Source organism: Nocardia citri (assembly GCF_054065835.1).
On sequence record NZ_JBSUQM010000012.1, the window covers coordinates 98,885 to 124,083 of the forward strand.

The window sequence follows — 25,199 nt, forward strand, 5'->3', positions numbered from 1 at the left end:
AGGTGGGTATATGGCGATCGACTTGGCGTATTCGGCTGAGATCGCGGCATTGGTCGAACGGACCCGAGCGTTCATCCGCGAGGTTGTCGTTCCGATCGAAGACCGGCATGGTGGCGATATCACCGCCGCCGGTGGCGATATCGTGCGTAAGGATCTGCAGGCGGCCGCCCGGCGCGCGGGCATATTCGCCCCGCATGTGCCGGTCGAGTACGGCGGGCTGGGATTGTCGATGTCGGATCGTGCGCCGGTCTTCGAGGAGGCCGGGTATTCACTTTTCGGTCCGACGGCGTTGAACATTGCGGCGCCCGACGAAGGAAACGTCCACCTGCTCGCGCATGTTGCGAGCCCTGAGCAGAAATCGCAATACCTTGCGCCCTTGGCGACCGGTGAGATCAGGTCGGCGTTCGCGATGACCGAGCCCGCTCCGGGCGCGGGCGCAGATCCGTCGGCGCTGACGACCCGGGCCGAGCGGACACCGACTGGGTGGCGCATCAACGGACGCAAATGGTTCATCACCGGAGCCGACGGTGCCGGGTTCTTCATCATCATGGCGCGTACATCGGGTCAGCCGGGGGAGCGTGGCGGCGCAACGATGTTCTTGGCTCCGGCCGATACGCCAGGACTGCACGTCGGGCGGCACATCCCAACGGCGGACCGCTCGATGCTCGGCGGTCACTGTGAGGTCACCTTCGAGGATCTGGTGGTGCCCGATTCCGCGGTGCTCGGTGCAGTCGATCGAGGCTTCGAGTACGCGCAAGTTCGACTGGGACCGGCCCGGATGACGCACGTCATGCGATGGCTCGGAGCCGCGCGCCGTGGCCACGATATCGCCCTCCGACATGTGGCGCAGCGTGCGGCATTCGGCGCGAAGCTCGGTGATCTCGGCATGATTCAGAAAATGGTCGCCGACAACGAGATAGATATCGCGGCAACGCGGTCGCTGCTCGTCCGGGCGTGCTGGGAACTCGATCGCGACGGTTCCGCGTCCAATGCGACATCGATCGCGAAAACCTTTGCCGCAGAGGCGATATTCCGAATCGTCGACCGCTCGGCCCAGATGTGCGGTGGCCTCGGCGTGGCCGAGGATCTGCCGCTGGCGCGGCTCGCTCGTGAGGTGCGACCGTTTCGGGTGTACGACGGCCCCTCCGAGGTCCATCGCTGGGCTATCGCCAAACGCAGCGTGGGTGCGGCCAAACGCGCGATTCGCGAGGATCGCGCATGACGCTGCCGGTCATGGATGCCGAAGCGCTGCACCGGTTCCTGGTGGACAGCGGGGTCGAGGTGCGTGGCGAGCTGGTGATCGAACCGATCAGCGGCGGCCGGTCGAACCTGACTTACAAGGTTCGCGACGACGAGTCGGCGTGGGTGGTTCGTCGCCCGCCGGTCACTGGGCTGACACCCTCCGCACACGATATGGCCCGCGAGTACACCGTTGCGCACGCCCTGCAGGGCACCCGGGTGCCGACCGCCGCAACCGTGGCGTTCGATGCGGCGGGCACCGCGCTCGGCGTACCTATGACCGTCGTGGAATTCGTTGCGGGCCAAGTGGTGCGGGATCGACACGACCTCGCCGGCCTGACCGACGCGCAGGTGGAGATGAGCACCTCGGCGTTGGTGGCGGCGCTGGTCGAACTGCACGCTGTCGACTACCGCGCCGTCGGCCTCGAATCGTTCGGTCGGCCCGACGGATTCCTTACCCGTCAAGTGACGTTATGGGCAAGTCAGTGGGAACGGGTGAAGACGCGCGAACTCGGTGACGCGATGACTCTTTTCCGTGCCCTCGCGGAACGTGTCCCGAAGGCGTCGGATGCCGCAATCGTGCACGGCGACTTCAGGATCGACAACACCATTCTCGATCTGACTGGACCGGACATCGTCCGCGCCGTGGTGGACTGGGAGCTCTCGACGATCGGCGATCCGCTCACCGATGTCGCGCTCATGTGTGTCTACCGGTCTCCGGCATTCGATCACGTCCTCGGAGCCGAAGCAGCGTGGACAAGCCCGCGCTTTCCTCCTGCGGATGCACTGGCGCAGCGGTATGCCGATGCATCCGGCCGAGACCTGGGCGAGTGGAACTTCTATCTCGCCCTCGCCAATTTCAAGCTCGCGGTCATCGGTGAGGGAATCACCCACCGCGCTCGGCAAGGTGCCGACGCCGGGAACGGCGCGACCGCTGCGGCCGAGGCGACACCGGAGTTCATGGCCGCAGGCTTACGGGCACTACGTCGGAGGTGACCACGGCGGTCAGCCAGCCGCGACGGCACCGTCGGCTGCCGCCCGGTCGGCCGCGACAAGTCCGAATACGAGCGCGGCGGCGATTCCGCCGGTGTACGCGCGGTCGTAGAGACCGCCGATATCGGCCCCCGCCGCGAAGAGTCCATCGATGGTGCCGCCGCGTGCGGCAAGGACCCGGCCGTAGCGATCGATGCGAATGCCGTGAAATGGAAAAGTCAGGGCGGGGCGCACCTCGATGACGTAATACGGGCCGTGGTCGAGCGCGTGCGCGTCGTAGGTTCGCGGCGGCTGCGCGGCGGCACCCGCTGCGTTTACAGCGCGGATCTGCGCGGCGATGTCAACGCCGTCGTAGCCCCATTCGGCGGGCAGATATGCGAAGTCGTCGAGGCTTTCGGCGATGCCACAACGGGCGCCACGGCGTTGTGCCAGATCGAACTTGTCGAGCGCCTGCGCGCCTTCGACGTAACTTCCAGTGATCCAGTCGCGGTAGACCCGCTCGTCGGCAACGAGCAATCCTCGGGACTCGGGTTGGTCCAGCAGTTCCATGGTGGTCAGGTGATCGCCGACGGTTTCGTCGGTGAACCGGCGGTTGTGGAGGTTGAACAGCAGAGCGTGCTCGCTGTAGTACAACGACAGCGCGACGAAGTCCGACGGATCGCGGAACTCCAGCCCGGCGGGAATGAGGTGGCCGTAGAAACCGGATCGTTGCGTGCCCGTCGCGGCGCCGACGTCCTCGGCAAGCCGAAGTCCGTCGCCGACGCTGGTCGGATTGGACCGCAATTGCATCGCGCTCGCAGCGGGATGGATGTACTCGTCGACCAGCTCCGGATTCGCCTGGAACCCGCCGGTCGCGAGTATCGTTGCACCAGCGCGAATCTCGCGTTCGGTTCCATCCGGAAGTCGCACACGAGCGCCGACGACGCAACCGTCCTCGGTGAGCAGGGCTCGAGTGTCGGCCTCGGTGAGCAGCTCGCCCTCGGCACGGATCCGTCGGCGGCATTCGTCGATGTACCGGTTGGTGTCGAATTGATGGCCGCAACCGTAGCGCAGGACGGTGACCGCATCCGCGCATTCGATGCCGAGCGATCGGATCCACGCGATACCAGGACCGAATCCGTCGACAAGTGCGCGGCGCAGCTCGATATCGCCGCGCGGGTTGACCTCGTCCATGATCGCGTGGGACGGGGCGGTCCAGGCATATCCCGCGAATTGCGCGGATCCGCCTACTGCGGCGGCCTTTTCGACGACGATCACCGAATTGCCTCGGTGCAGTGATCGAGCCGCCGCGGTTAGCCCGGCCATTCCGCCGCCGATGACGAGTACGTCGGTGTGTACCTGTGGCATTCGATGCTCCTCACGCGTCGCCTTGGCTACCCAGCCGTGCTGGCCACCCTAACCATAAAACTGAAGTCAGTTCAAGTATTGATTTGCTTGTGAAGCCGATCACAGCTCCTGTACGGTGATACCCGAACCGAGTTCAACTCAGTTTGGTGCGGCGGCGGTACGCCGACGATTTGGGAACCTTTGTCGTGTACGGCGTACCGGCCGGACGCGGTCCGGGCATTAACGCCTGATTCCAGAATCAGTAGTAATGCCAACTCTTTTCGACACATGAAGAACCGATGAGGATTCGACCAATGAAATTCAAGAAATTCGCGGTAACGGCTGCGCTAGTGACTACCGGACTCGGGATCAGCGCTGGAACCGGCCACGCCGCGCCCACCTCCGGCCACGGTGACATCGATTTCACCGCTTCGGCGACCGACCGGTCAACGATCATCACGACCAGCGCGGGATCGATGGTTGTCGAAGATGGTGTATTCAAGATCAAGGCGGCCGATGGGGCCACCCTGGCTGGTACCGAATTGCGGTTCCGTGTCGATGATTTCGAATTCCCGATCGCCGCGGAAATCAACGACCGCACCGCGACCATGACCCCGCAGTTCGATACGGCACACGCAACCTACAAGCCGGTCGCGTTGCCATATGAGGATCAGGCGCCGTGGAAGACCCAATATGACCGTGAGCAGGCCGCCTGGAACCGACTTACCAGCACCATCAGCACGGGTGCCACGATCGGCACGCTGGTCGGCGGTCTGGTCGGCGGTGCGGCAGGCTGCGTGCTCGGTGGCATCGCGGGTGCGACGGTCGCCGCGGCGACCATCGTCGGCATGTTCGGTCCATTCATTCCGGCCGCCGCCATCGGTTGCCTGGGCGGCATCGTCGCCATCGGCGCGCTCGGAACTCTGGCCGGTCAGATCTTGGTGACCGCGCCCGTCGCGATCGGCGCGGCCATCCAATACTTCACCACCATCAACCAGCCGATGACCGCCCCGAAGTAGTTCGCCGAGTGCGACAGTAAAGCAACGGTCGAAAGTCACGCCCCGCCCGGATCCCCAGCCGAGCGGGGCGTGAGCGGCCACAATGTGCGGTCACCCGCACGGTGAGCGCCGCGCGCCCGATCGGCCGGTCATGTCCGTAATCGCCTGCGGCGCACGTATCCCTCCGCGACCGCGTGCGACACGCGCCATGGTACTTCTGCATCCCCGGCGCCGCACAACCGCCGGTCCTGCGCGCCTATGCCGAATGTCGCGCGATTCGAACCACTCGGCGACATCCGCTGGCGGCGTGAAAGATCATCGGGCGCAGGCAAGCTTGGCCCGAGGCCCGAGCCAACGTCCGCAGCCAGCCTCAGCTCGCTGATGGTCGCGTGTCCACTGCGCGCTGCCACAGTTCTTCGGTCGAAGCTCGCCATGCACGCCACCGTGCGCGGTGGCGACCAGACGATTCCGCAGCCGTACTGCACCGATCCGTAGCGACCGGGATGCCTGACGAGCCGGGACGAGTTCTTCTTCAACTGGATTCACTTCACAAATTAGCGCTCTTTGTGATTGACACCACATGGGGCTGCGGATAGATTCTCAAACTGAGATCAGTTCAGTTTCGGAGGTTTGATGTCTTTTTTACTCGCGCACGGAGCGGGTATGGCCGCCTCCTACTGGGATCGCTTGCTGCGCTTGCTCACTGGGCCGACGATCGCCGTCGATTTGCCCGGCCACGGAAAGCGGTCCGACCGTGACATCTGCGGGATAACCCCCCGGAGTGTCGATCTCGCGGGTGCTACCAGAGTTGGCGGATCGCATCCAACACGTCGTGTTCGCGGCCACGGTCGTGCCGCCGCATGGGACACGGGTGCTCGACCAGATCAATCCGGCCGTCCAGGCTGCGGTGAAGCAGTGATCGTCGGCAAAATTTATCACCAAGACCCCGCTGCCGCGGTTGCCGTGTTGTGCAACGACGTGTCATTCGAGCAAGCGGAATGGACCGCCGATCAAGTCATCGATGATCGGGCGGCGCTGCTCGCGGCAGCGGCAGATCTCTCGGGCCTGTCGGCCGACCTTCCGCGAACTTATATTCGCCTCACCAACGATGCGTGCTACTCGCCGTATCTGCAATCGCGGTCCGCCGACCTTATCGGCGGAAACACCCGATTTCTCGAATCGGGCCATATGCCCAAGGTCTCGATCCCGATCGATCTGGCCACCCTTCTCGATCAGTAAGGAAATAGATTCCGTGATGAAATCGCTGACCAAGGCGGTCGCGACTCTCGCGATTGTCGCCTCGACATTCGGTCTGGCCGCCTGCGGAGGGAATTCGTCCGCCTCGAAGCCCGTCGAAGGGAGCTGGGAGGACGTTGTCGCCGCGGCCAACGAGGAGGGCGCAGTGATGCTCTACTCGAGCCAGAAGCCGGCCAACCTCGATGCCCTCAAGACCGCGTTCCAGGCCCAGTATCCGCGGATCAAGCTGGACTTCGTGCGCGGTACCGACGCTGATATCAACCCGCGGGTGGAGACCGAGAAGAAGACCGGGAAGGGCACCGCCGACGTACACATGCTGACCGATGCGGCATGGATTGCCAATGCCGCGAAATCGGCGACGTACTCCACCGAGTTGGTCGGGCCGGACTTGAAGGCTCCCGAATATCAGCCGGACAAGAGTGTGCTCAACAACCGGTTCTTCCTGACGAGCGCGGCGGTTTACGCAGTGGGCTGGAACACCGGTGCGGTCCCGAACGGCCTGAAATCTCCCCAGGACATACTGAATCCCGCCTATCGGGGCAAGATCGGAATCGTCAATCCGACCGGCATCGCCTCCTACGTCGATCTGTACCGGTACTACGCGCGCACCTACGGCGCGGAGTACTGGAAGCAACTCGCAGCCCTGAAGCCACGGATCTACCCGAGCGCCCTGGGCGTCGCCCAAGCGCTGACCTCCGGTGAAATTGTTGTCGCGCCTTCGGTTCAGCCCTTGGTGACCGAAGTAGCCGCCGGCGCGCCGGTCGATTGGACCCTGCCACCGTCGCCATGGGGCACCCCCTGGTACAGCCAGGTGACGAGCGTGGCGCCGCATCCCAATGCCGCTCAGGTACTGGCGAATTTCATGGTCACCCGTGTAGGACAGACAGCGCTCAACGGGGGATACGCGGCGGCGTTGGCCGATATCCCAGGCGCGGTGGCGCGGGCTCAGGACATCGCCGCACCCGACACCACTGATCTGACGCCCGAGAAGATCGAGAAGTACTCCCAAGAGTGGTCTCAACTTTTCCAGGGCTGACAGTGGACAGGAGTACTGCATTGCTCGGAATCAACGTATTGGTCACCGGAGCAGCCGGCGGAATCGGCGGCGCGACCGCCGAATTGTTCGCGAGCAAGGGCGCGACGGTGTACCTCACCGACGTCGACGACGCGGCGGGGGAGCGCCGCGCACACGAACTGGGGCCGACTGCGCTTTACCGTCGGCTCGATGTGACCGCCGAATCCGATTGGCAGGCAGTCACTTCCGAAATGGATCGCGCGGGACACCCGCTCCAAGTACTGGTGAACAGCGCCGGAGCGGCGATGAAAGCGCCGCTGACACAAACTACGTTGCAGCAATTCCGCAGGATGATCGACCTCAATCTGGTCGGCACATTCCTCGGACTGCGGGCGGCCGCCGCGGCGATGGTTACCGGCGGGGCGGTCATCAACATCTCGTCGCTGCGAGGCGTACTCGCGACCGCCGAACTCGGCGCCTACGGCGCGTCGAAGTTCGGTGTCCGCGCCCTGAGCAAGGTCGCGGCACTGGAATTGGCCGATCACGGCATCCGCGTCAACACGGTGTGTCCGGGCAGCATCGACACCGAGATCACCGCGGTTCCCGACTTCGCCGCCGACGATGTCGAAGCGTATGTGCGATCCATCCCCATGCAGCGGCGTGGCAGTTCCATGGAGGTCGCGACGGCGGTCTTGTTCCTTGCCGGTGACGACAGCAGTTACGTCACCGGGATCGACTTGCTCGTCGATGGCGGTATCGCCGCCGGCGTCCGCACACCTAAGAAGCAGACCTAGAAGGCATGAGATGAGCTCGCAGTTCACAGTTTCCGGTCTCACCAAGACCTATGGATCGAATGTCGTCGTCGACCGGCTCGACCTCGCGATCGAGGAAGGCGAACTTCTCGTACTACTCGGCCCGAGTGGCTGCGGCAAGACAACCACCTTGCGCTGCCTCGCCGGATTGGAGACACCCCAGGATGGTTCGATCACCTTCAAGGACCGGCGCGTTTTCGACGCCGAGGCGAAGCTGAATGTGCCGGTCCACAAACGGAATATCGGAATGGTGTTCCAGTCGTACGCGCTGTGGCCACATATGACCGTGCGCAAGAACATTCGATATCCACTGCAGGTCCGCAAATTGCGGAAGGAGATCTCCGGCGGCGCCGTCGAAACTGCCGCTGCCATGGTCGATTGCACAGAGCTGCTCGACCGGTACCCGTCGCAGCTCAGCGGTGGACAGCAACAGCGGGTTGCGGTGGCTCGTGGCCTGGTGGCCCGGCCCGATCTGGTGCTCTTCGATGAACCATTGAGCAATCTGGATGCCAGATTGCGGGATCAGGTTCGTACGCAAATCCATCAATTGCATCGAAGTCTCGGATTCACAGCGGTTTTCGTCACCCATGATCAGGCCGAGGCATTCGCCCTCGGCGACCGCGTCGCTATTATGAAAGCGGGCAAGATCGAACAGTACGATGCTCCCGAGCAGGTTTTCGAGCATCCGGTATCGGAGTACGTTGCCGCGTTCATCGGTATGGCCAACCGGCTGGAACTGCGCCGCGGTCCCGGTGGCTGGATGACCTCGGCCGGCGACGATATCGACCTGACGCGTGCGGTGGTGCGTGGACGAGCCGACGAAGGTAGGTCCGCGGTCGCGCGGCTACGTCCCGACGATGTCGTGGTCCACTCGTCGATCGACCAAGTGCCGCAGGGCGATGTGGCACTGCATGCCGAGTTGGTGACCTACGAATACGGTGGCCGCCACTTCGATGTGACCGTCCGCACGGGTGGCGAACAACTCGCGATGCGGGTCGATGCGGCCGCCCACGGCGCCACGTTGCGCCGAAGCCGTCCAGGAGATCCCATGATCGTCAGTTTCTCGCCGGCGAGCTTGCGCGTGTTCGCACAACAGCCAGACAACACGGGCGCCGACCTGCCAGTGCTGGCGACGGCCGGCGCGGGAAGGCACTCCTGATGGCCACAGTGACTGCCACCCCGATCAAAATCCGCGCGATTCCCGCGCACTCGCGGGCGAGAATCGGATATCTGGCCTTGCTGCCAGTTCTCGCCTATCTGGTCGTATTGCCGATGATCCGGCTGCAATCGCTGGCGTTCGAAAACGGCGCGCAAGGTTATCGAAACCAGTACGGGCGCTTCGATATCGCGGATACGATCGCGACCACCATCGCGCTGGCCCTCGGAGCGCTCGTGATCGCGATGGTGCTCGGCACGGTGCTGGCGTTCGCGGCGAGCCGACTGCCGGACCGCCTCGGCTTTCTGCGGATCATTCCGATCCTGCCGATCGTCATGCCCGCGGTTGCCAACATCGTGGGCTGGGCCTTCCTGCTATCGCCAGGGCCCGGCTACTTGAACCTTGTGCTCAGGAAGTTGCCGTGGTGGAGCGGATCGGATTCCGGACCGATCGATGTCTACACCGTTCCGTGGATCATCATTCTCACCGCTTTCGGGCTCACGTCGTTCGTGTACCTATTCGTCAGCGCGGGCATGCAGAACGTCAGCTCGGAACATCTCGAGGCAGCACAGGTGAGCGGGTCGTCCACGCTCGGAGTCTTCTTCCGGGTGGTGCTGCCGTTGCTGCGCCCGTCGTTGATCTATGGCGGCGGCATCGCGTTGTTGCTGGGCCTCGGCCAGTTCACCGGTCCACTGCTGCTCGGCCAGAACAGTGGCGTCAAGGTACTCACCACCGAGATGTATCGGCGCGTGTCCGAGTCACCGTCCGACTTCGCCGCCGCCGCTGCGGCAGGTTCGCCACTGGTGATCTTCGGGCTCGTACTGGTGCTGATCCAGAAGGCCTTGCTCGGCAACCAGACTCGCTTTGTCACGCACGGCGGCAAGGCATTCGCACCATCCACCGGCCGCGCTACCTGGGCCGTAGTGACGATTGCCGGCTACGCGTTGTTCGCCCTCGTCATCCCTTTGGTCGGCTTGATCATCGTGGCCTCGACGCGGTACTGGTCCGGGTCACTGTCGTGGAACCTGTTCACGCTCGACAATTTCCGAGAGTTGGCCGCTACCGACGCGATCGTCGAATCGGTGATCACGAGTGTGCTGACATCGCTCGGCGCGGTGGCGATCTGCGTACCCATCGGGTATGTGATGGCCAACCTGTCGGTACGCGGCCGACGCTACAAAATACTGGCGCTCATCGGTGATTTCATCACGGCATTGCCGCTCGGCATCCCGGCGGTGATCTTCGGCGTCGGTTTCTTGCTCACCTACACCGAGCCGCCATTGATTCTGTACGGCACGCGAACGGTGATCATTCTCGTCTACGTCGTACTGATGTTGCCCTTCACGACGCGCATGCAGATGACCGCGATGCTGTCGCTCGGCAACACCTATACCGAGGCCTCGGCAACCAGCGGAGCATCACCATTCGTGACGAACGCGCGGATCATGCTGCCGTTGATGCGTCCCACCATCCTCAGCGCGGTTGCCTTGATGTTCATCCTGCTCACGCACGAATTCGCGGCATCGCTGCTGGTGCGCGCGTCGACCACCCAAGTGATGGGGACCCTGCTCTTCGATATGTGGCAGAACGGTTCGTACCCGCTGGTCGCGGCGATGGCGTTGCTCATGACAGCGGTGACCACGATCGGCGTCGCACTCGCCATGCTGGTCGGCGGCCGCAACGTCCTCAGCAAGCTCTGACCACCTGGCGCCCAGCTCGGACTTCGAAAGGACTGTGCAGCAATGACTCTCGGTGTTTCGAGGCTCGATGGCAAGGTCGTGTTGGTGACCGGTTCGACTGGGGGAATCGGCGTCGAAATCGTGCGCCGCCTGGCCGAGGAGGGGGCCTCGGTCGTGCTGACCGATGTCGACGTCGAGGCGTGCGAGAAGCTGAGCGCCGGCCTGGAACACGGTGCGCGGCATCAGGTTCTGGGATTGGACATCACCCAGGAGTCGCAGTGGCAGCAGGCGGTGTCCGCGGTGTCCGAACGCTTCCCGAGTCTGGATGCCGTCGTCAACAACGGTGCCATCGGCAGTCTGGCGTCGGTGGTGGACGAGGATCTGAATCGGTACAACCGGGTGATCGAGGTGAGTCAGACCGGCACCTGGTTGGGCATGAAGCACGCGGGTGCGCTGATCGAGCGGACCGGCGGCGGATCGATCGTCAATATCTGCTCGATCCTCGGCACCGTCGGCGGTCTCGGCAACAGCGTGGCCTATGCCGCGGCGAAGGGTGCGGTGCGCAGCATGACGAAGAACGCCGCATTGCATTGGGCGACAAGGGGAGTACGGGTCAACTCGATCCATCCCGGATTCATCGAAACGCCACAGTTGCTCGAACGGTACGAGGGCACCGCGCGACACCAGGCGATGGTCGCGAACACCCCGATGGGCCGACTCGGCCGCGCCGAAGAGGTCGCCGCCGCCGCCGCATTCCTCGCAGGCGACGATTCGACCTTCATCACCGGCACCGAACTCTATGTCGACGGTGGCTGGACCTGTGCCTGACCGACGAAGCTGTCGCGTCGCCGACGATGGTGCGGCGATCCCCGCGCAACGGAAAGTCCCGCACCTCGATCACCTCAGAGGTACGCGCTTTCTGTGTGGGAGCGGCTCGTCATATGATGCGTTGTATCCACGATCAGCGGGCGCTCAGGCGCATCATGCGGCTACCCGGAAGGCCATAACGCCGTCCACATCCTTCGCGGACAACACATTTCGGGCGACCAGGACATCCAGATGCGCCATCGTCTCACACGTCGCAACCATCTGATTGAAGTCGTCGAGCATGCTGAACGGGCGGTCGCGCCGCGTCCAGGTCAGAGCGCGGGCCACCGCGACGCCGGTGCACGGTCCCAGATTACCGACGACAGTGCGGATTTCGTCGAACCGGCGGTCATGGTGGGCAAGAAGTTCACGAGTCCGCTGCCCGACACTGCCTCCGGCGGGCCCGTGCGCGGGCAGCATCTTCTGCTCGTCATCGTTTTGCAGCAGTGCCAATGACCGGAGGAAGTTGTCCAATGGCAGTTCCCACGGGCCCAATTCGAATCCGATCGATGGGGTGATAGTGGGCAGCACGTGGTCTCCCGTGAAGACGAGCCCTTTCCGCCGATCCTGAAAGATCATGTGGCCCTTGGTATGCCCGGGTGTCGCTATCGCATGGAGATCGAGCCCGGGGATAGCCAGCGCGCCGGGGCACAGCCAGTGGTCGGGCTGTTCCCAATCGTCGCGTTCGAACGGCTCGGCGATGCCGGCCGCATGAGCTCGTTGTGCGATATCGTCCGCGCCGGCCCGCCTCAGTTCCCGCAGCGAACTATCGGGCACATTGCTGTTCAGCTGATGGATGGCGCTGAGTCCGCCGGCTTCATCGGCTCCGAGATGAACTCGACAGCCGTGCCGACGACGGAGTTCGATGGCGAAAGTGTAGTGATCGCGGTGGATATGGGTGACGAAGACATCGTGGATTTCGGCTGCCGACCGACCGATTCGAGCCAGCGCGTCGGAGAGCTCCCGGAAGGTGTCGGGCCGGTGCCAGCCGCCGTCGATGAGTACGAGGCCGTCGTCGGTTTCCAGCACGTAGACGTTGACCGCGCGCAGACCGTCCTGCGGCATCTGCAGCGGAACGCGGTGAATCCCTTCGGCTATCGGATAGCACCCGGGTTCGGCCCATTCGGCGCTCATTCGACCGACGGGGCGAGCGGCACCATCGTCTGCTCCGCGCCGTGCCAGATCATGCGACGTCCCCGCATGGTGCCCACGTTCTCGACGGCGGCCTTCCATTCCGGGCTCGCCAATGCGGCGTCGAGCGCCGCGCGGGATTCGAAACTCAGAATCGACAGACCGTCCCAGCCGGAGGACTTCTCGTCGAAGGATTCGAGGAGTTCGGTGTGCTGCCAGCGCAGCAAGCCCGGCAGCGGGTAGGTCACCTCCGCGTGTTCACCCCGCCACCACTCGATGAACTGCTCGTGGGTCCAATCATTGGGACGCGCTGCGAGGACGATCATGTTGTACATGCGACTCCTAACTGAATTCTGTTCAGTTTCAGTGAGCGTAGAGCCCCACCATGTAGGAGGTGGGATCTCAGTTACGCACTATCCGTACTGCTGCTTCGGTCACCGACTCGGTGATCTGCTCGAGGGTGACGCTGCCCCTCGGCCGGTACCAGCGCCAAACGCTGATCACCAGTCCGAGGACCATTCGACCGAGCATGCGGGGATCGCCCGGAGTGAAGACACCGGCCTCGATGCCGTCCGAAATCAGCCCGGTCCAATTCTGCTCGATCTGTCGCACGAGCTCACGCGACCGCAGGCGTTCGGCCTCTTCTTTGGCCGACTGACGCGGGGCGGCAAGCAAATCCATATGATTCTGCAGGATGCGGCGCTGCAGGGCATCGGTTGGCGAGGCGGTCAGCGCCGCGGCGATGGCGGCGCGCAGCGCTTGCTCCGGGTCGGCCTGATCGGCGATTGCGGTGTTGAATCTTTCGGCCGAATCGGCCAGTTCGAGTCGCATGATCGTCAGCAGGCAGTGGGCCTTCGACTCGAAATAGTGGTACAGGGCGGTCTGACCGATGCCGACCTCGTCGGCGATCGACGCCCATTTGGTGTGCTCGTAACCGACTTTCCCGAACTGCTCGATGGCAGCGGTCAGGATTCCGCTTCGTTTCGAGCGCGCGCTTTCGCGGCGAACGTCCGAGTCAACGGTCATCAGCGTCTATACCCCGCATTCAATGGTGTGGATTCGACATGACTCTACCGGAACTGAGGTGAACTCGGGTCAACTGCGGTGGCCAGCTGTGTTGCCAGCCGCACCGCGTCGGGCCGAGACAACTTCCCCACGGTGTTCTGCGGTAGGTCTTGCACCGTGAACAGGTACTCCGGCCATTTCGACTTGGGAAAGTCCGCCGCCGCGAGCTGATCGGTGACGGTGGCCAATGTCAGCGATTCTCCGTCGGTGACAACCAGCGCTGCCGCTCGTTCGCCGAGCATGGGATCAGGTACGGGGACTACACACACCTGCACGATGCCGGGCACATTAGCGATGGCCGATTCGAGTTCGTTGATATCGATATTGCGCCCGCCTCGGATAATGATCTGCTTCTGGCGTCCGGTCACCCGGATCGAGCCATCGATCGCGACCTCGACCAGATCACCGGTCGGGAGGAAACCATCCGCGGTGAGGGTCTGGGGAATCGCGACGCCGCCGCGGGCGTAACCGACGAACAGGGACGGTCCCTGTACCTGCGCATCGCCGATCTCACCGGCGGCCACGACGTTCCCAGTGGTGTCGACCGCCCGTACGACGGTGCCACCGAATGGTCGCCCGTCCCGGCCGAGCCTGATGGCGGGCGGATCATCGAGTTGTGGTGTGGTGTGTCCGAGACATTCGGACATACCGAAAACCCGCAGGAACGTGGTACCGAGCTTTTCCTCGGCCGCACGCAGCGCGCGTTCGTTCATCGGACCGCCGCCGACGGTCATCGCTCGCAGGGCGGACAGCGCGCCTTCGGAGCCGTCGGCCACCGACAGCTGCAGCGCCATGGTCGGAACCAGCATCGTCCAGGCGACGCGGCGCTCCGCCATGGCCGCCAGGGCGGCGGCAGGTTCCCATTTGCCGATCGACACCATCGAGCCGCCGAGATAGGCAGGCAGGTACATACCGAAACAGAAGGCGGCCACCGAAGACAGTGGCACAAACGCTCCGACTGCCTCATTCGGCTGCAGTCGAACGGCGTCGATGGTGCACTGGCAGGCATAGCGGATGGCTTCTTCGGACTGCACAACACATTTGGGACGACCGGTAGACCCGGAGGTCATCGCAATGGCCGTGCCTCCACGCCAGCGGTCCACCGAATCGAACGGTCCCGTTCGCGAGCGCAACACGCGTCCGTCGAAGGCGGCCGCCCGAATCGGGAAGCGATCCTCCCGCACACCCCAGCGCTGCAGCGAGTCCGGCGCCGCGACCACCAGATCCGGGGCAATATCCTCGACAGCGAGCGCGAACTCGGATTCGGTGGCATGCGTGCCGAATACCGCGACCACACCACCACGCAGACCGATTGCCACGGCCGCCGCCACGGTGCGCCAAGTGTTATCGGCCTGGATGAGGGCAGTGGGTGGGGCTGGATCGATGGACTCGATCCGCTCGGCCAGCGCTCGGGCCGCCGCGACGATCTTTCCGAGGGTGTGGCGACCGAATTCGTCGACGACCGCGATCTGCTCCGGCGCGCGCTGTGCCCGCTCGATCATTTCCTGCGCAAGTGTCTTCATCGGCCCACTTCTCTCGCATCGCTCGATATCTGTTTACTCGCTTCCACGGGCTGTGGTGCGTGGCTTGTCAACAGCGGTGGCACGAGTACCGCGCGTCCGGTGACGGTCCCGTCCCGCAGGCGTCGGTAGATGTCGACCGCGTCCGTGAGCGGATATGTCGTGGCCTCGACGTGGAGTGTCCTGCCGATCGCCATCTCGACCACGGCCTCCAGATCCGATCGGGCACCCCAGAACGGTGCGTCCACCTGCCACCCGGCGGCGAGGCCGATCCGTTTGCCCACAGCCAGACGGCCGCCCGCACTGCCGACAACCGCGAGTCGCCCACCTGGCGCGAGCACTCGCGCGGCCGACGCCATCGTGTCGGCGGTGCCGACGAAATCGAGGATCAGGTCTGCGCCGCCGTCGAGTGCCGGAAGCGCCGAGGCGAGATCGGCAAACGCCGCATCGCTGCCCAGCCGCAAGGCGACGGGCAGTGTTTCCTGCCGGTTGTCGATGGCGAGGACCCGTCCGGCACCGAAGTGACGCAGGATCTGAATCGCCAGGTGACCGAGCCCGCCGACACCGATCACGACACAGATCGCGGATTCGTCGATGACATCGGCGTGCCGGCGCACGGCGTGATAGGCGGTCGTCCCGGCATCCGCGAGTGGAGCGGCGATGGCGGGCTCGAGATCGCCTGTGCGAACAAGCAATCGGGCCGACGGCACCACCATGGCCTGCGCCAGACCGCCGGGATAGCCGAGGCCATTGCCGATCGGGGCCAGTCTGCCGTCTGGACGAGGTTGCAGCGTCAGACAGTAGTTCTCCCGTCCACGCGCACAATTGCGGCAGCGGCCACAGCCCCAGATACCGTGGACCACAACGGCTTCGCCGATCCAGGACTGATCCGCATCGGGACCGGTATCGATCACCGTGCCCGCGACTTCATGGCCGAGGGTGAGCGGCAGCGGATAGTCGAAGCTCGATTCGGCGGCATCCATGACGTGCAGATCGGAGCGACACAGCCCTGCCGCGGTGACCTGCAGCAGGAGCTCTTTCCCACGTGGCTCCGGAACGGCGACCTCACTGAGGTGCGGTTCGGAACCCCACTCGGTCAGTTGGACGGCCAGCATCAGCGAGCCGTCCAGCCGCCGTCGACAATGAGCGTCTGGCCGGTCATATACGACGACGCGTCGGAGGCGAGAAACAGCACCGCGCCGTCGATTTCGCCGGCGTTGCCACCACGGCCGAGCATCGTGTTGCGGCGCACCCACCCCGCCGACTTCTCGTTGTCGAACAGGCCATCGGTCATCTCGGTATCGAACCAGCCCGGCACGACGGCGTTCACCCGAATCCCTCTGCGCCCCCACTGCCCGGCGAGTTCCCTGGTGAGTCCGAGTATCCCGGCCTTGGATGCGGCATAGCTCGCGCCACCGATCGGTGCGGTCGAGACCAGTCCGATCACCGACGAAATATTGATATACGACGCGCGTTCCCCCTCCGGCAGTCGTGTCGCGGCATAGGTGGCGAGGTGGAATCCCGCGACCAGGTTGACCTCGAGGAGCGCGGCGAACCCGGCTACCGTTTCGTCTTCGGCATGCGCAGGACCGGGCTTGCCCGCGTTGTTGACCAGCACATCGAGCCGTCCGGACTGCTCATAGCAGCGGTCGACCAGCATTCGGCGGTCCTCGTCGGATGTCACATCACAACGAACCGGAACGACCCGGGGATCATCCGCGGCCAGCACAGCCAATCGGTCGAGCCGGCGAGCCGCGGCGTACACGGTGGCCCCGGCACCGGCGAGAGCCCGCGCGAAGCCCATCCCGAGACCGGACGACGCGCCGGTGACGACAGCGACCCGGCCGGACAACCCGAACAGGTCGTCCAGCGTCGTTCCGGTGGCACCCATATCGTTTCGCATGTCAGTACACCGCGGTCCGGCCACCGTCGACCGGGATGATCGCACCGGTGGTGTAACCGGCGGCGGCGCTCGCGAGATGGGCGACCAGACCGGCGATTTCCGCTGGCCGGCCCAACCGGCCCGCGGGCAGGCGGTCGATGATCTTCCCGACGAACTCCTCGTCCCAGTTCTCGGCCATATCCGTGGCGAATCCGCCTGGCATCACGCAATTGACGCGTACAGTGGGCGCGTACTCCTGAGCGAACGCCATGGTCAAGGCATTGAGTCCGTTCTTGGCCGCGGCGTACATCGCCTCGGGCGGACTCGGCCGGACGGCCCCGATACTCGAGATATTGATGATCGACCCGCCACCGGCGGCGGCCATCCGGGCACCGGCAACCGCCATCAGGCGAAATGGGCCCTTCAGGTTGACCTCGATGGTCTTGTCCCACAACCCTTCCGAGACCGACAGCAGACTGTCGGCCAGCGGTGCGATGCCCGCATTGTTCACGACGATATCGAGACTCCCGAAATCGGCGATGATCCGATCCACGGCCGGTTCGATCGAATCCCACTTGCCGACATGCAATTCGAACGGGTGCGCGCTGCCCGGCCCGTCGCCGAGTGCGGCAACGGCCTGCTCGCACGCGCCACGTTTGCGGCTGGAGACAATCACCGTGCAGCCCGCGTCGCGCAGTTCGCGCGCGATGGCCAGTCCGAGGCCGCGGCTGGCACCGGTGACCAAGGCGACCTTTCCGGTCAATTCCGTTGTGCTCATGTGTGCTTCTTCAATTCGAGGCGGGCGATGGTACGCAGATGTACTTCGTTGGGACCGTCGGCGATCTGCAGCGCCCGAGTGATCGCATACAGGCGGGCCAGGACGGTGTCGTCGCTGACACCGGCGGCACCGTAGGTCTGCACCGCGCGGTCTACGACGGTGTGCGCCACTTCCATCGCCGCGACCTTGATGGCGGCGACTTCCGACCGGGCGGCCGCGTTGCCGTAGTTGTCGATGAGCCACGCCGACTTCAGGACGAGCAAGCGAATCTGGTCGATTTCGATGCGGCTGCGGGCAATCCACTCGCGCACGACCCCGCGATCGGCCAGTGGACCGCCGAAGGCGATGCGCTCCAGGGAGCGTTGGCACATCATGTCGAGCGCCCGCTCGGCCATGCCGATGGCGCGCATCGCGTAGTGCATCCGGCCCGGTCCCAACCGGCCCTGGGCGATGGCGAAACCGTCGCCTTCGGCGCCGAGCATGTTCTCGGCCGGGACGCGGACGTCGGTGAACTGGACTTCGCCGTGGCCGAGCCGGTCACGGAAGCCGAACATCGGAAGATCGCGCAGCACTTCGATTCCCGGGGTGTCACGGGGAACCAGAATCATGCTCTGCTGACGATATGTCGCTGCCCGCGGATCCGATTTGCCCATGAAGATGATGAGCTTGCAGTCCGGGTCGAGAATGCCGGAGGTGTACCACTTGCGGCCATTGAGCACGTACTCGTCGCCGTCGCGAACGATGGTGGAGGTGATGTTGGTGGCGTCGGAGCTGGCCACCGCGGGTTCGGTCATCGCGAATGCGGAGCGAATAGTGCAGTCCAACAATGGTTTCAGCCATTGCTGCCGCTGTTTCTCGGTCCCGTACATGGCCAGAATTTCCATATTGCCGGTGTCGGGAGCCGAGCAGTTGACGGCTTCGTTTCCGAGGATGGATCGACCGACTACCTCGGCCAGTGGCGCGTACTCCAGATTGGTGAGTCCGGCGCCGAGGCCGTCGTGGGTCATGAACAGGTTCCACAGACCCAATTCGCGGGCCTTGACCTGCATATCTCGCATGACTTGCGGCTGCTCATGCGGGTTGTCGTTCGCCGCGATCTGGGCGTCGAATACCTGCTCCGCGGGATAGACGTACTCGTCCATGAACGATTCGAGTCTGCCGAGCAGATCCTGCGTGCGGGGAGAATAGGAGAAATCCACGGTGCGGCTCCTGAACTGGTGCGGTCGACATCAACCGGCGAGTAGCGCGGTCCCGGTCTCGATCAGTCGGTTGATGGTGGCGGGCAGCTTTTCCTGGTCGGGGTCGTAGTGCCGGCCTTCCCGGTGCCGGCGCAGGTTGTGGCCCATGATCGCGGCCATCTTGAGGCGACCCAGCGCGTCGAACCACGTCATTTCGGTGAGCGCGGGCCCACCTCCGACGTACAGGTCGACCAGCTCTTGGGCTGAAGGCAGCCCGGGCACCGCCCGGCCGACGCCGGGAAAGTTGCTGCTGTCGGCGAAGACGAGGAACCAGCCCAATTCGACCCGAGGGTCGCCGGCGCTCCAGATCTCCCAATCGATCAACGCGGCCGGTTCGACGCCGTCGGAGATGATGTTGCCGAGGCGGTAGTCACCGTGCACCACTGTCGGTGTCGTCGGTTCGGGTGTGCTCCGGCCGAGTAACTCGAGCAGCCGGTCACCACCGGCGACGAGGTCGGGCGGGACCGCACCCAGGGTGCGTGCCCAGCGGGCGAGCTCGGCGTCCGGCGTGAGCGGGGCTTGCGCGCCGGGCACGGTGCTCGGATCTATCGTGTGCAGGCGCGGCAGAATTTCCGCGGCACGCCGCATCCTGGCCGCAGCCGAGCCAGGTTCGACGGCTGGATCGTCCAGTACCGGTTCCAATGCCTGCCCGGCCACGAATTCCATGGCGAACCAGGCCGGTTCGAGGTCGTCGACCGCGACGACGCCCGGCACGGGAACCGGCGTGTGCGCCAAGGCCTGCATGATCCGGGCCTGCCGCAGCATGTCGTGTCGGCCGATGGCCTGCTGTCCCTCAGGAACGGCCTTGACCACGAAGTCACCGCCGGTCGTTCGCACCCGGTAGGTCAAGCCGGAATGTCCGCCGAGTAGCGGCTCGAAGGTGATGACCGTCGCGTCGAGGTCCGCCTGCAGCCGGGCGCGGACGCGTTGCTCCACGGTGTTCGCCCCACCGCCACCCCCCACGGAATCGCTACGCGATGCTGAACTCATGGGCGTGGCTCCCTCGGTAGTCCGAGTACTCGCTCGGCGATGATGTTGTGTTGAATCTCGTCGGTTCCCCCGGCGATCCGGTAGCCGGGCGCGCCGAGAATGTGCTCGGCCCACGCGAAGGTTCCCCAGCGACCGGAGTCCACGGTGAGCTCTCGCCCGAGTAGCAGGCGCACTACCTCGGAGGTACGAGCCATCGTGTCGGTCGCCAACAGTTTGCCGATCGAGGCCTCCGGTCCCGGGTCCTGGCCCGCCACGACGGCGCCCGCCACCCGCATATTGCCGATTCGCTGTAGATAGCTGCGTATTACGAGGTCGGCGACCTTATCGCGTTCGATCTCGGACAGCTCCCGTCCGAGATGCTGGGCCAGCGCTACCGCCCGATCCGCGTTCGCCAGACCGAGGTTGCCGCCGTCGAGGCGTTCGGCGGCCAATACGGTGAGCGCTACCGGCCAGCCCTGCCCTACGGGTCCGAGCCGGTAGCTGTCGTCGAGTCGTACGCCGTCGAGGAAGACCTCGTTGAACGAACTGCCACCGGTCATCTGCCGGATCGGGCGAACGGTCACCCCGGGACTGGTCATCGGCACCAGGAAGACGGTGAGCCCGGCGTGTTTCGCTGCGGCGGTATCGGTTCGGCACACGGCGACGCCGATATCGGACACCCGCGCGCCCGAGGTCCACACCTTGTGGCCGTCGAGCGTCCAGGTGCCGTCGGCGGATCGGACGGCACGTGTCCGTACCGCTGCCAGATCGGAACCGGCCTCGGTTTCCGAGAACAATTGGCAGGCAATGATATCCGTGCGCAGCATGGCTCGGACGTAGCGCGACCGCTGCTCATCGGTGCCCCATTGCTCGACGGCGGGAGCGACCAGTTGTTGTGTCACCGAGAACATTTCGGTGCGTCGCGGCACATCGAAATCCGCTTCGGCGCGCCGGAAAGCAAGGACGTAGGACATCGGCAGACCGCGGCCACCGTAGCTCTCGGGCCAGTTCAGCGCGCCCCAGCCGGCGTCGAATTTGGCGCGCTCGTACTCGCGGATCCGGTCGGTGTGCGCGCGTTCCTCCTCGGCGTTCCAGCTCTCGAAAACGGCGACCGAATCCGAACCCGAACCCCAGATCGATTCCGCTCGGGGGACTGCCACACTGCGCAACCAGGCGACGGCCTCATCGGTGAAGCCGACGAGGTCGGGAAATGTTTGTGTGGTCACTGATTCACCTCGAAAGTGTCGTCATCTCACACCGAAAGCACGGTGCAGGCGCTGATTCCGGGCGCCCCGTACACATGCGTGAAGCCGACCCTCGGCGTGCCGGGCACCTGGCGATCCCCGGCTTCGCCGCGCAGTTGGGTGACTATCTCGTGCACTTGGCGGAGACCGGATGCGCCGATGGGTTCGCCATTGGCGATGCACCCACCGTCGGTATTGACCGGCAGTCGCCCGCCGATCTCGGTGTGGCCTGCCGCGATCATCGACTCCTGTTCGCCGTGCTCGCAGAAGCCGCATTCGGCCATATGCATGATCTCGGCCCCGCTCTCGGTGTCCTGCAATTGCGCGACGTCGACCTCCGTGGGGGAGATGCCCGCCAGTTCGAAGGCGGCCGCGGCCGCGTCGGCGCTCACGCTGGTCGGTTCGCCCCCGCCTTGGACGGCCGGGCTGAATACTTCGAAAGAGCCGAACCGCCGGGTGCGGTGGCTGATCGCGCGCAACCGGACCGGCCGAGCGCCGAGTCTCCGGACGGCGGCCTCGGTGGCGACGATGACGGCGGCCCCGCCCTCGCCCGGGGAGCAGAACATATATCGCGTCAATGGGTCATTCACCATATCGGCGGCGGCGATCTCATCGGCCGAGATCGCCGCACGTCGCCAGGCATTCGGATTCAGGCTGCCGTTTCGATACGCCTTTTCGGCAACCTTCGCCAAGGTCGGACCGGATATCCCGTATTCGCGCATATATCGGCCGATCTTGGCGCCGAAGAACTGCGTGGTGACCATGAGCCCGGCCGAGCCGTATCCCTCGGATAGTCCCCACTCGGCGGGTGTCGGATCGAAAGCTCCGCGCGGGTGTTTATCGAATCCGACCGCCAATGCGATTTCGGCGGTGCCCGAACGGACCGCATTGACCGCCGAGAACAATGCACTGCCACCGGTGGCGCAGCCATTCTTCACATTGCTGAAAGGTATTCCGGTGAAACCGAGTTCGGCGACAAGTGTGTCGGCGAGTCCCGAACCGTCGCTACCGCCGAAGGCAATCTCGATGTCGGTCCAGGTCACCCCAGCATCGTCGAGCGCGGCGGCGATCGCGCTGACCGCCATCTGACGGCCGGTGATGCCGGGCTGCCTGCCGAACTTCGACAGCCCGGCTCCGATGATCGAAACTGCTTGGGTCACTGCGCTTCTCTTTGCTGTGGAACGACCGCGAACCGGGGCACCGGTGCGGTGCCGACGAGGTGCACCGGTGCCCGCTCCAACTCGGTGAAGTCCTCGCATTCCAGGATTGCTTGAATGCGAATACCTTCCGGAAGTTCGACATAGCCCACCGCGAATGGGGAAAAGCCCTCGGCGGGCGGAATATACGGTGGTGACTTGGGTGGGAACCGTTGCACGGTGTAGGCCCACACCACTCCCCGCGTGCTCAATTCCATTGCGATGGCCGTCGGCTGGACACATCGTGCGCAGATGGTGGTGGCCGGATAAGCGACGGTATTACAGACCGTGCATCGGCTACCTTCGAGCACCGATGTTGTGTGGTCGCCCATGTCGATCTCCTCTTCGAGTCGTACGCTAGCGGCGTTTGGTCAGCGACCGACCCACTTCGGTTCGCGCTTCTCGAGAAATGCGTTCACACCCTCGCGTGCGTCCTCGGACTGCAGGGCATTGCCCACCGCGAGATGTTCCATCACCATGAGCGACTGGATGTCCGCGTCCAGACCGCGGTCGATGGTCATCTTCGTGAGCTTCATGGTGAACGGGCTCTTGTCCACGATCGGTGCGATGAACTCGGCGACCAGGTCGTCGAGCTTATCCGCGGGCGCGGCGGCGTTGATGAGATCGAAGTCCACGGCTTGCTTGCCGGACAGCAGCTTTCCGGTCAGCATCAATTCCTTGGTCTTGCGGATGCCGATCATGCGGGGCAACCGGTAGATCGGACCCGCGCCACCGAAAAGCGCACGCCGAATGTGGAAGTCACCGATCAGCGCGTCCTCGGATGCGACCGCGAAGTCGCAGGAGATCATCAGCTCGAAACCGCCGGCCGTCACATGCCCCTCGAGAACCGCCAGGGACGGCGTGTTCATCGAGTAGAGGCGATCGCACACCTTGGCCGAAAGTACCGCGACATCCATCGCGTTGGTACTGCCGACATAGTTGGCGAGCAGTTCGTCCAGGTCGAAGCCCGAGCAGAACGTATTGCCGCGGCCACGGAGCACCAGAATCTTGAGCTCCGGGTCCCGATCGACCTCGACGATGATTTCGTCGAGTCGGTGCAGGAGTTCGACGGTGACGGCGTTCTTCTTGTGCGGGCGGTTGAGCCACACGCGTGCGACGTCACCGTCCTTCTCCAACACGATGTGGTCGGTGTCCACCATCTCGAACCTCTTTCTTGAACTTGAACTGGATTCAATTCAGTTTTACCTAGCCGATCGCTCCGCGTCAACAGGGGAGCCGGCGCCGTTCGCTGCTTCAGATTCCGATGAGAGTGGCGATTCGCGCTCGGTGCGCACGTGAATCACCCTGTAGCGCTTCGTTTCCCATTGCCCTGCGGAAGTAGGAGTGCGCGGGGTGTTCCCAGGTGAAACCGACGCCACCGTGCAACTGGATCGCTTCTGCCGCCGCGTGCACCGCCGCATCGGTACATACGGCGCCGGCGACCGCCACAGCCAACGAGGCCGACCCCGGGTCCTGCGCGTATAGCGCCGCCGCATAGCGGCAGGCCGATCGAGCACGTTCGAGGACGACCAGCAAATCGGCCAGCCGATGTTTGACGGCCTGGAACGAGCCGATGGGGCGACCGAACTGGCGCCGAGTCCGCGCGTACTCCACGGTCATCTCGAGTAGGCGGTCGACAATGCCGGTGTTCTCGCATGCCAGCGCCAGCGTTGCCAGTTCGTCCAGCCGCGCGGCGGTCGCCGCGGTGGCATCGACGTCGGTAAGCGCGTTCGCCGGACTCTGATCGAAGGTGATATCTGCGCGACGGCGCGTGGGGTCGAGCACTCGACGCTCGGTTCGGGCAAGCGGTATGCCCGGCTGGGTGGCGAATAGGCGGCGACCGTCCGGGCATTGCGCCGAAACGACGGCCACATCGGCGTTGCCGCCACCTACCATGCTCGCCGTACCGTGCAATCGCCACCCGGCCCGCGTCGGCTCCGCATGCACATGGTCTGTGTCGGCAGACAGGGCGCTGACCGTCGCGAGCAGGCTGCCGTCCAGAACTCCGGCGAGTACGTCACCGTCCTGACCGGGATCCGCCGAGAGCAGTGCGTGGACACCGAGGACCGCCGAGGTGTACACCGGTTCGCACGCGAGCGCGCGACCGCATTCCTCGAGCACGATCCCCAGCTCGACCATGCCGTAGCCGAGCCCGCCACGGTCCTCGGGGACGGTCAATGTGGTCACCGACATGTCATCGACGAGCGATTTCCACAGCTGTGGCGAATAGCCGAGGTCGGTGGAAGCGACCGTTCGCACCTGCTCGATACCGCTATGTTCGGCGAGTATGCCACGGACGGCCGCACGCAGGTCAGAATGCTCCGGTCCGGGTGTCAGCGTAGGTGGGTCCGCGTGGGGCCATGGCACTTCTATCGCGAGTGAGGACATCCAACCTGCCTAAATTGAGTTCAGTTTGATGGTTCGAGAGTATCGCGCCGACGTCTGGACAAGAAGGAAGTTATTGAACTAAGTTCATTTCATGAGTTTGGCCATCGAGGGCTACTACGCAACCTTGGACAGTGGGCGATTGGACGACGCGGTGGCGTTACTCGCTGCAGACGTCGAGTTCGCGATGCTGTTGCCCACCGGAGTGAAACTCGGGCATGGCCGTGCGGCCATGCTCGATTACCTGCAGGGCCGACCGAAGGTGAACCGCAAGCATCGGCTGTTGCGGGTGGCTGCCGACAATGGTGTGGAGTTCGCGCACGGCGCCGTCACCGAGAACGACGTGACGACAACGGGTTTCTTCGTCGGCGCGATGCATATCGATGCCGACGGGCTGATCGACCGCTACCAGGTGTCATTCAGTACCGAATTCGCGCTGATACCAACAG

The 25,199-nt window shown here is 64.4% G+C and carries 24 protein-coding genes and 1 pseudogene; 10 read left to right on the forward strand and 15 right to left on the reverse strand.

The annotated features are described in order from the left end of the window. Nucleotides 1-10 precede the first annotated feature (10 nt). Together ACW2Q0_RS18445 and ACW2Q0_RS18450 are read left to right on the forward strand one after the other, a co-directional pair. A complete protein-coding gene (locus ACW2Q0_RS18445) occupies nt 11-1,222 on the forward strand; it encodes an acyl-CoA dehydrogenase family protein (protein ID WP_457191706.1) in 1,212 nt (403 codons plus the stop codon). Next, nucleotides 1,219-2,235 carry a phosphotransferase family protein gene (locus ACW2Q0_RS18450; protein ID WP_457191708.1) on the forward strand — a complete coding sequence of 339 codons (1,017 nt, stop codon included), beginning with the start codon at nt 1,219-1,221 and terminating at the stop codon, nt 2,233-2,235. Before ACW2Q0_RS18445 ends, ACW2Q0_RS18450 begins: the two co-directional genes overlap by 4 nt. 9 nt (nt 2,236-2,244) lie before the next feature. Here ACW2Q0_RS18450 and ACW2Q0_RS18455 read toward each other — a convergent pair whose 3' ends face one another. After that, a complete protein-coding gene (locus ACW2Q0_RS18455; protein ID WP_457191710.1) occupies nt 2,245-3,579 on the reverse strand; it encodes an FAD-dependent oxidoreductase in 1,335 nt (444 codons plus the stop codon). Between the two features lie 293 nt (nt 3,580-3,872). Here ACW2Q0_RS18455 and ACW2Q0_RS18460 point away from each other — a divergent pair, with 293 nt between their 5' ends. The 7 genes from ACW2Q0_RS18460 (at nt 3,873) to ACW2Q0_RS18490 (ending at nt 11,303) form a co-directional block, all read left to right on the forward strand. Then, the gene (locus ACW2Q0_RS18460; protein ID WP_457191712.1) at nt 3,873-4,577 is read left to right on the forward strand and encodes a hypothetical protein; all 705 of its coding nucleotides are present in this window, start codon (nt 3,873-3,875) and stop codon (nt 4,575-4,577) included. Between the two features lie 642 nt (nt 4,578-5,219). Further along, complete coding sequence (locus ACW2Q0_RS18465; protein ID WP_457191714.1) at nt 5,220-5,795, forward strand: alpha/beta fold hydrolase; 576 nt, start codon at nt 5,220-5,222, stop codon at nt 5,793-5,795. A 16-nt stretch (nt 5,796-5,811) separates the two neighbouring features. Next, entirely contained in the window at nt 5,812-6,849 is a 1,038-nt protein-coding gene (locus tag ACW2Q0_RS18470; protein ID WP_457191716.1) for a substrate-binding domain-containing protein, read from the forward strand. A 20-nt stretch (nt 6,850-6,869) separates the two neighbouring features. Next, nucleotides 6,870-7,622 (forward strand): SDR family NAD(P)-dependent oxidoreductase, encoded by a 753-nt coding sequence (locus ACW2Q0_RS18475; RefSeq protein ID WP_457191718.1) that lies wholly within the window; start codon nt 6,870-6,872, stop codon nt 7,620-7,622. A gap of 10 nt (nt 7,623-7,632) precedes the next feature. Beyond that, a complete protein-coding gene (locus ACW2Q0_RS18480; protein WP_457191720.1) occupies nt 7,633-8,799 on the forward strand; it encodes an ABC transporter ATP-binding protein in 1,167 nt (388 codons plus the stop codon). Beyond that, a complete protein-coding gene (locus tag ACW2Q0_RS18485) occupies nt 8,799-10,496 on the forward strand; it encodes an ABC transporter permease (protein WP_457191722.1) in 1,698 nt (565 codons plus the stop codon). Before ACW2Q0_RS18480 ends, ACW2Q0_RS18485 begins: the two co-directional genes overlap by 1 nt. 42 nt (nt 10,497-10,538) lie before the next feature. Beyond that, entirely contained in the window at nt 10,539-11,303 is a 765-nt protein-coding gene (locus tag ACW2Q0_RS18490; protein WP_457191724.1) for an SDR family NAD(P)-dependent oxidoreductase, read from the forward strand. A 153-nt stretch (nt 11,304-11,456) separates the two neighbouring features. Here ACW2Q0_RS18490 and ACW2Q0_RS18495 read toward each other — a convergent pair whose 3' ends face one another. From ACW2Q0_RS18495 to ACW2Q0_RS18560, 14 genes are all read right to left on the reverse strand, one after another. Further along, nucleotides 11,457-12,476: an MBL fold metallo-hydrolase gene (locus tag ACW2Q0_RS18495; RefSeq protein WP_457191727.1), complete on the reverse strand. Its 1,020-nt coding sequence runs from the start codon at nt 12,474-12,476 to the stop codon at nt 11,457-11,459. Then, the gene (locus tag ACW2Q0_RS18500) at nt 12,473-12,808 is read right to left on the reverse strand and encodes an EthD family reductase (protein WP_457191729.1); all 336 of its coding nucleotides are present in this window, start codon (nt 12,806-12,808) and stop codon (nt 12,473-12,475) included. Before ACW2Q0_RS18500 ends, ACW2Q0_RS18495 begins: the two co-directional genes overlap by 4 nt. A gap of 67 nt (nt 12,809-12,875) precedes the next feature. Next, nucleotides 12,876-13,499, reverse strand: a complete 624-nt coding sequence (locus ACW2Q0_RS18505) for a TetR family transcriptional regulator (RefSeq protein ID WP_457191731.1) — start codon at nt 13,497-13,499, stop codon at nt 12,876-12,878. A gap of 44 nt (nt 13,500-13,543) precedes the next feature. Further along, on the reverse strand, nt 13,544-15,061 hold the full coding sequence (locus ACW2Q0_RS18510; RefSeq protein ID WP_457191733.1) for a class I adenylate-forming enzyme family protein: 1,518 nt from the start codon (nt 15,059-15,061) through the stop codon (nt 13,544-13,546). Then, nucleotides 15,058-16,173, reverse strand: coding sequence for an NAD(P)-dependent alcohol dehydrogenase (locus ACW2Q0_RS18515; RefSeq protein WP_457191735.1), 1,116 nt, complete (start codon nt 16,171-16,173; stop codon nt 15,058-15,060). Before ACW2Q0_RS18515 ends, ACW2Q0_RS18510 begins: the two co-directional genes overlap by 4 nt. Then, a complete protein-coding gene (locus tag ACW2Q0_RS18520) occupies nt 16,173-16,961 on the reverse strand; it encodes an SDR family NAD(P)-dependent oxidoreductase (RefSeq protein ID WP_457191737.1) in 789 nt (262 codons plus the stop codon). Before ACW2Q0_RS18520 ends, ACW2Q0_RS18515 begins: the two co-directional genes overlap by 1 nt. Nucleotide 16,962: 1 nt before the next feature. Continuing rightward, nucleotides 16,963-17,718, reverse strand: coding sequence for an SDR family NAD(P)-dependent oxidoreductase (locus ACW2Q0_RS18525; RefSeq protein WP_457191739.1), 756 nt, complete (start codon nt 17,716-17,718; stop codon nt 16,963-16,965). Continuing rightward, nucleotides 17,715-18,917, reverse strand: coding sequence for an acyl-CoA dehydrogenase family protein (locus tag ACW2Q0_RS18530; protein ID WP_457191741.1), 1,203 nt, complete (start codon nt 18,915-18,917; stop codon nt 17,715-17,717). The genes ACW2Q0_RS18525 and ACW2Q0_RS18530 overlap by 4 nt, the downstream gene beginning before the upstream one ends. 30 nt (nt 18,918-18,947) lie before the next feature. After that, the gene (locus ACW2Q0_RS18535; protein WP_457191743.1) at nt 18,948-19,946 is read right to left on the reverse strand and encodes a phosphotransferase family protein; all 999 of its coding nucleotides are present in this window, start codon (nt 19,944-19,946) and stop codon (nt 18,948-18,950) included. Further along, nucleotides 19,943-21,151, reverse strand: coding sequence for an acyl-CoA dehydrogenase family protein (locus tag ACW2Q0_RS18540; protein ID WP_457191745.1), 1,209 nt, complete (start codon nt 21,149-21,151; stop codon nt 19,943-19,945). The genes ACW2Q0_RS18535 and ACW2Q0_RS18540 overlap by 4 nt, the downstream gene beginning before the upstream one ends. A gap of 26 nt (nt 21,152-21,177) precedes the next feature. Next, nucleotides 21,178-22,329, reverse strand: coding sequence for a thiolase family protein (locus ACW2Q0_RS18545; protein ID WP_457191747.1), 1,152 nt, complete (start codon nt 22,327-22,329; stop codon nt 21,178-21,180). Next, nucleotides 22,326-22,697: a Zn-ribbon domain-containing OB-fold protein gene (locus tag ACW2Q0_RS18550; RefSeq protein ID WP_457191749.1), complete on the reverse strand. Its 372-nt coding sequence runs from the start codon at nt 22,695-22,697 to the stop codon at nt 22,326-22,328. The genes ACW2Q0_RS18545 and ACW2Q0_RS18550 overlap by 4 nt, the downstream gene beginning before the upstream one ends. Before the next feature lie 39 nt (nt 22,698-22,736). Continuing rightward, nucleotides 22,737-23,525, reverse strand: a complete 789-nt coding sequence (locus ACW2Q0_RS18555) for an enoyl-CoA hydratase/isomerase family protein (RefSeq protein ID WP_457191751.1) — start codon at nt 23,523-23,525, stop codon at nt 22,737-22,739. Between the two features lie 94 nt (nt 23,526-23,619). Then, nucleotides 23,620-24,753, reverse strand: a complete 1,134-nt coding sequence (locus tag ACW2Q0_RS18560) for an acyl-CoA dehydrogenase family protein (protein WP_457191753.1) — start codon at nt 24,751-24,753, stop codon at nt 23,620-23,622. Between the two features lie 91 nt (nt 24,754-24,844). On the opposite strand from ACW2Q0_RS18560, the pseudogene ACW2Q0_RS18565 reads away from it, so the two are divergent. After that, nucleotides 24,845-25,192: pseudogene (locus ACW2Q0_RS18565) on the forward strand (nuclear transport factor 2 family protein); the annotation flags it as partial. Nucleotides 25,193-25,199: the final 7 nt, after the last annotated feature.

Bases quoted from the DNA above. Each gene is read 5' to 3' on its own strand.
- ACW2Q0_RS18505 (WP_457191731.1), bottom strand. From the start codon at position 13,499: ATGACCGTTGACTCGGACGTTCGCCGCGAAAGCGCGCGCTCGAAACGA.
- ACW2Q0_RS18455 (WP_457191710.1), bottom strand. From the start codon at position 3,579: ATGCCACAGGTACACACCGACGTACTCGTCATCGGCGGCGGAATGGCC.
- ACW2Q0_RS18460 (WP_457191712.1), top strand. From the start codon at position 3,873: ATGAAATTCAAGAAATTCGCGGTAACGGCTGCGCTAGTGACTACCGGA.
- ACW2Q0_RS18550 (WP_457191749.1), bottom strand. From the start codon at position 22,697: ATGGGCGACCACACAACATCGGTGCTCGAAGGTAGCCGATGCACGGTC.
- ACW2Q0_RS18500 (WP_457191729.1), bottom strand. From the start codon at position 12,808: ATGTACAACATGATCGTCCTCGCAGCGCGTCCCAATGATTGGACCCAC.
- ACW2Q0_RS18495 (WP_457191727.1), bottom strand. From the start codon at position 12,476: ATGAGCGCCGAATGGGCCGAACCCGGGTGCTATCCGATAGCCGAAGGG.
- ACW2Q0_RS18555 (WP_457191751.1), bottom strand. From the start codon at position 23,525: ATGGTGGACACCGACCACATCGTGTTGGAGAAGGACGGTGACGTCGCA.
- ACW2Q0_RS18490 (WP_457191724.1), top strand. From the start codon at position 10,539: ATGACTCTCGGTGTTTCGAGGCTCGATGGCAAGGTCGTGTTGGTGACC.
- ACW2Q0_RS18470 (WP_457191716.1), top strand. From the start codon at position 5,812: ATGAAATCGCTGACCAAGGCGGTCGCGACTCTCGCGATTGTCGCCTCG.
- ACW2Q0_RS18560 (WP_457191753.1), bottom strand. From the start codon at position 24,753: ATGTCCTCACTCGCGATAGAAGTGCCATGGCCCCACGCGGACCCACCT.
- ACW2Q0_RS18520 (WP_457191737.1), bottom strand. From the start codon at position 16,961: ATGCGAAACGATATGGGTGCCACCGGAACGACGCTGGACGACCTGTTC.
- ACW2Q0_RS18465 (WP_457191714.1), top strand. From the start codon at position 5,220: ATGGCCGCCTCCTACTGGGATCGCTTGCTGCGCTTGCTCACTGGGCCG.
- ACW2Q0_RS18515 (WP_457191735.1), bottom strand. From the start codon at position 16,173: ATGCTGGCCGTCCAACTGACCGAGTGGGGTTCCGAACCGCACCTCAGT.
- ACW2Q0_RS18485 (WP_457191722.1), top strand. From the start codon at position 8,799: ATGGCCACAGTGACTGCCACCCCGATCAAAATCCGCGCGATTCCCGCG.
- ACW2Q0_RS18445 (WP_457191706.1), top strand. From the start codon at position 11: ATGGCGATCGACTTGGCGTATTCGGCTGAGATCGCGGCATTGGTCGAA.
- ACW2Q0_RS18480 (WP_457191720.1), top strand. From the start codon at position 7,633: ATGAGCTCGCAGTTCACAGTTTCCGGTCTCACCAAGACCTATGGATCG.
- ACW2Q0_RS18525 (WP_457191739.1), bottom strand. From the start codon at position 17,718: ATGAGCACAACGGAATTGACCGGAAAGGTCGCCTTGGTCACCGGTGCC.
- ACW2Q0_RS18535 (WP_457191743.1), bottom strand. From the start codon at position 19,946: ATGAGTTCAGCATCGCGTAGCGATTCCGTGGGGGGTGGCGGTGGGGCG.
- ACW2Q0_RS18450 (WP_457191708.1), top strand. From the start codon at position 1,219: ATGACGCTGCCGGTCATGGATGCCGAAGCGCTGCACCGGTTCCTGGTG.
- ACW2Q0_RS18510 (WP_457191733.1), bottom strand. From the start codon at position 15,061: ATGAAGACACTTGCGCAGGAAATGATCGAGCGGGCACAGCGCGCGCCG.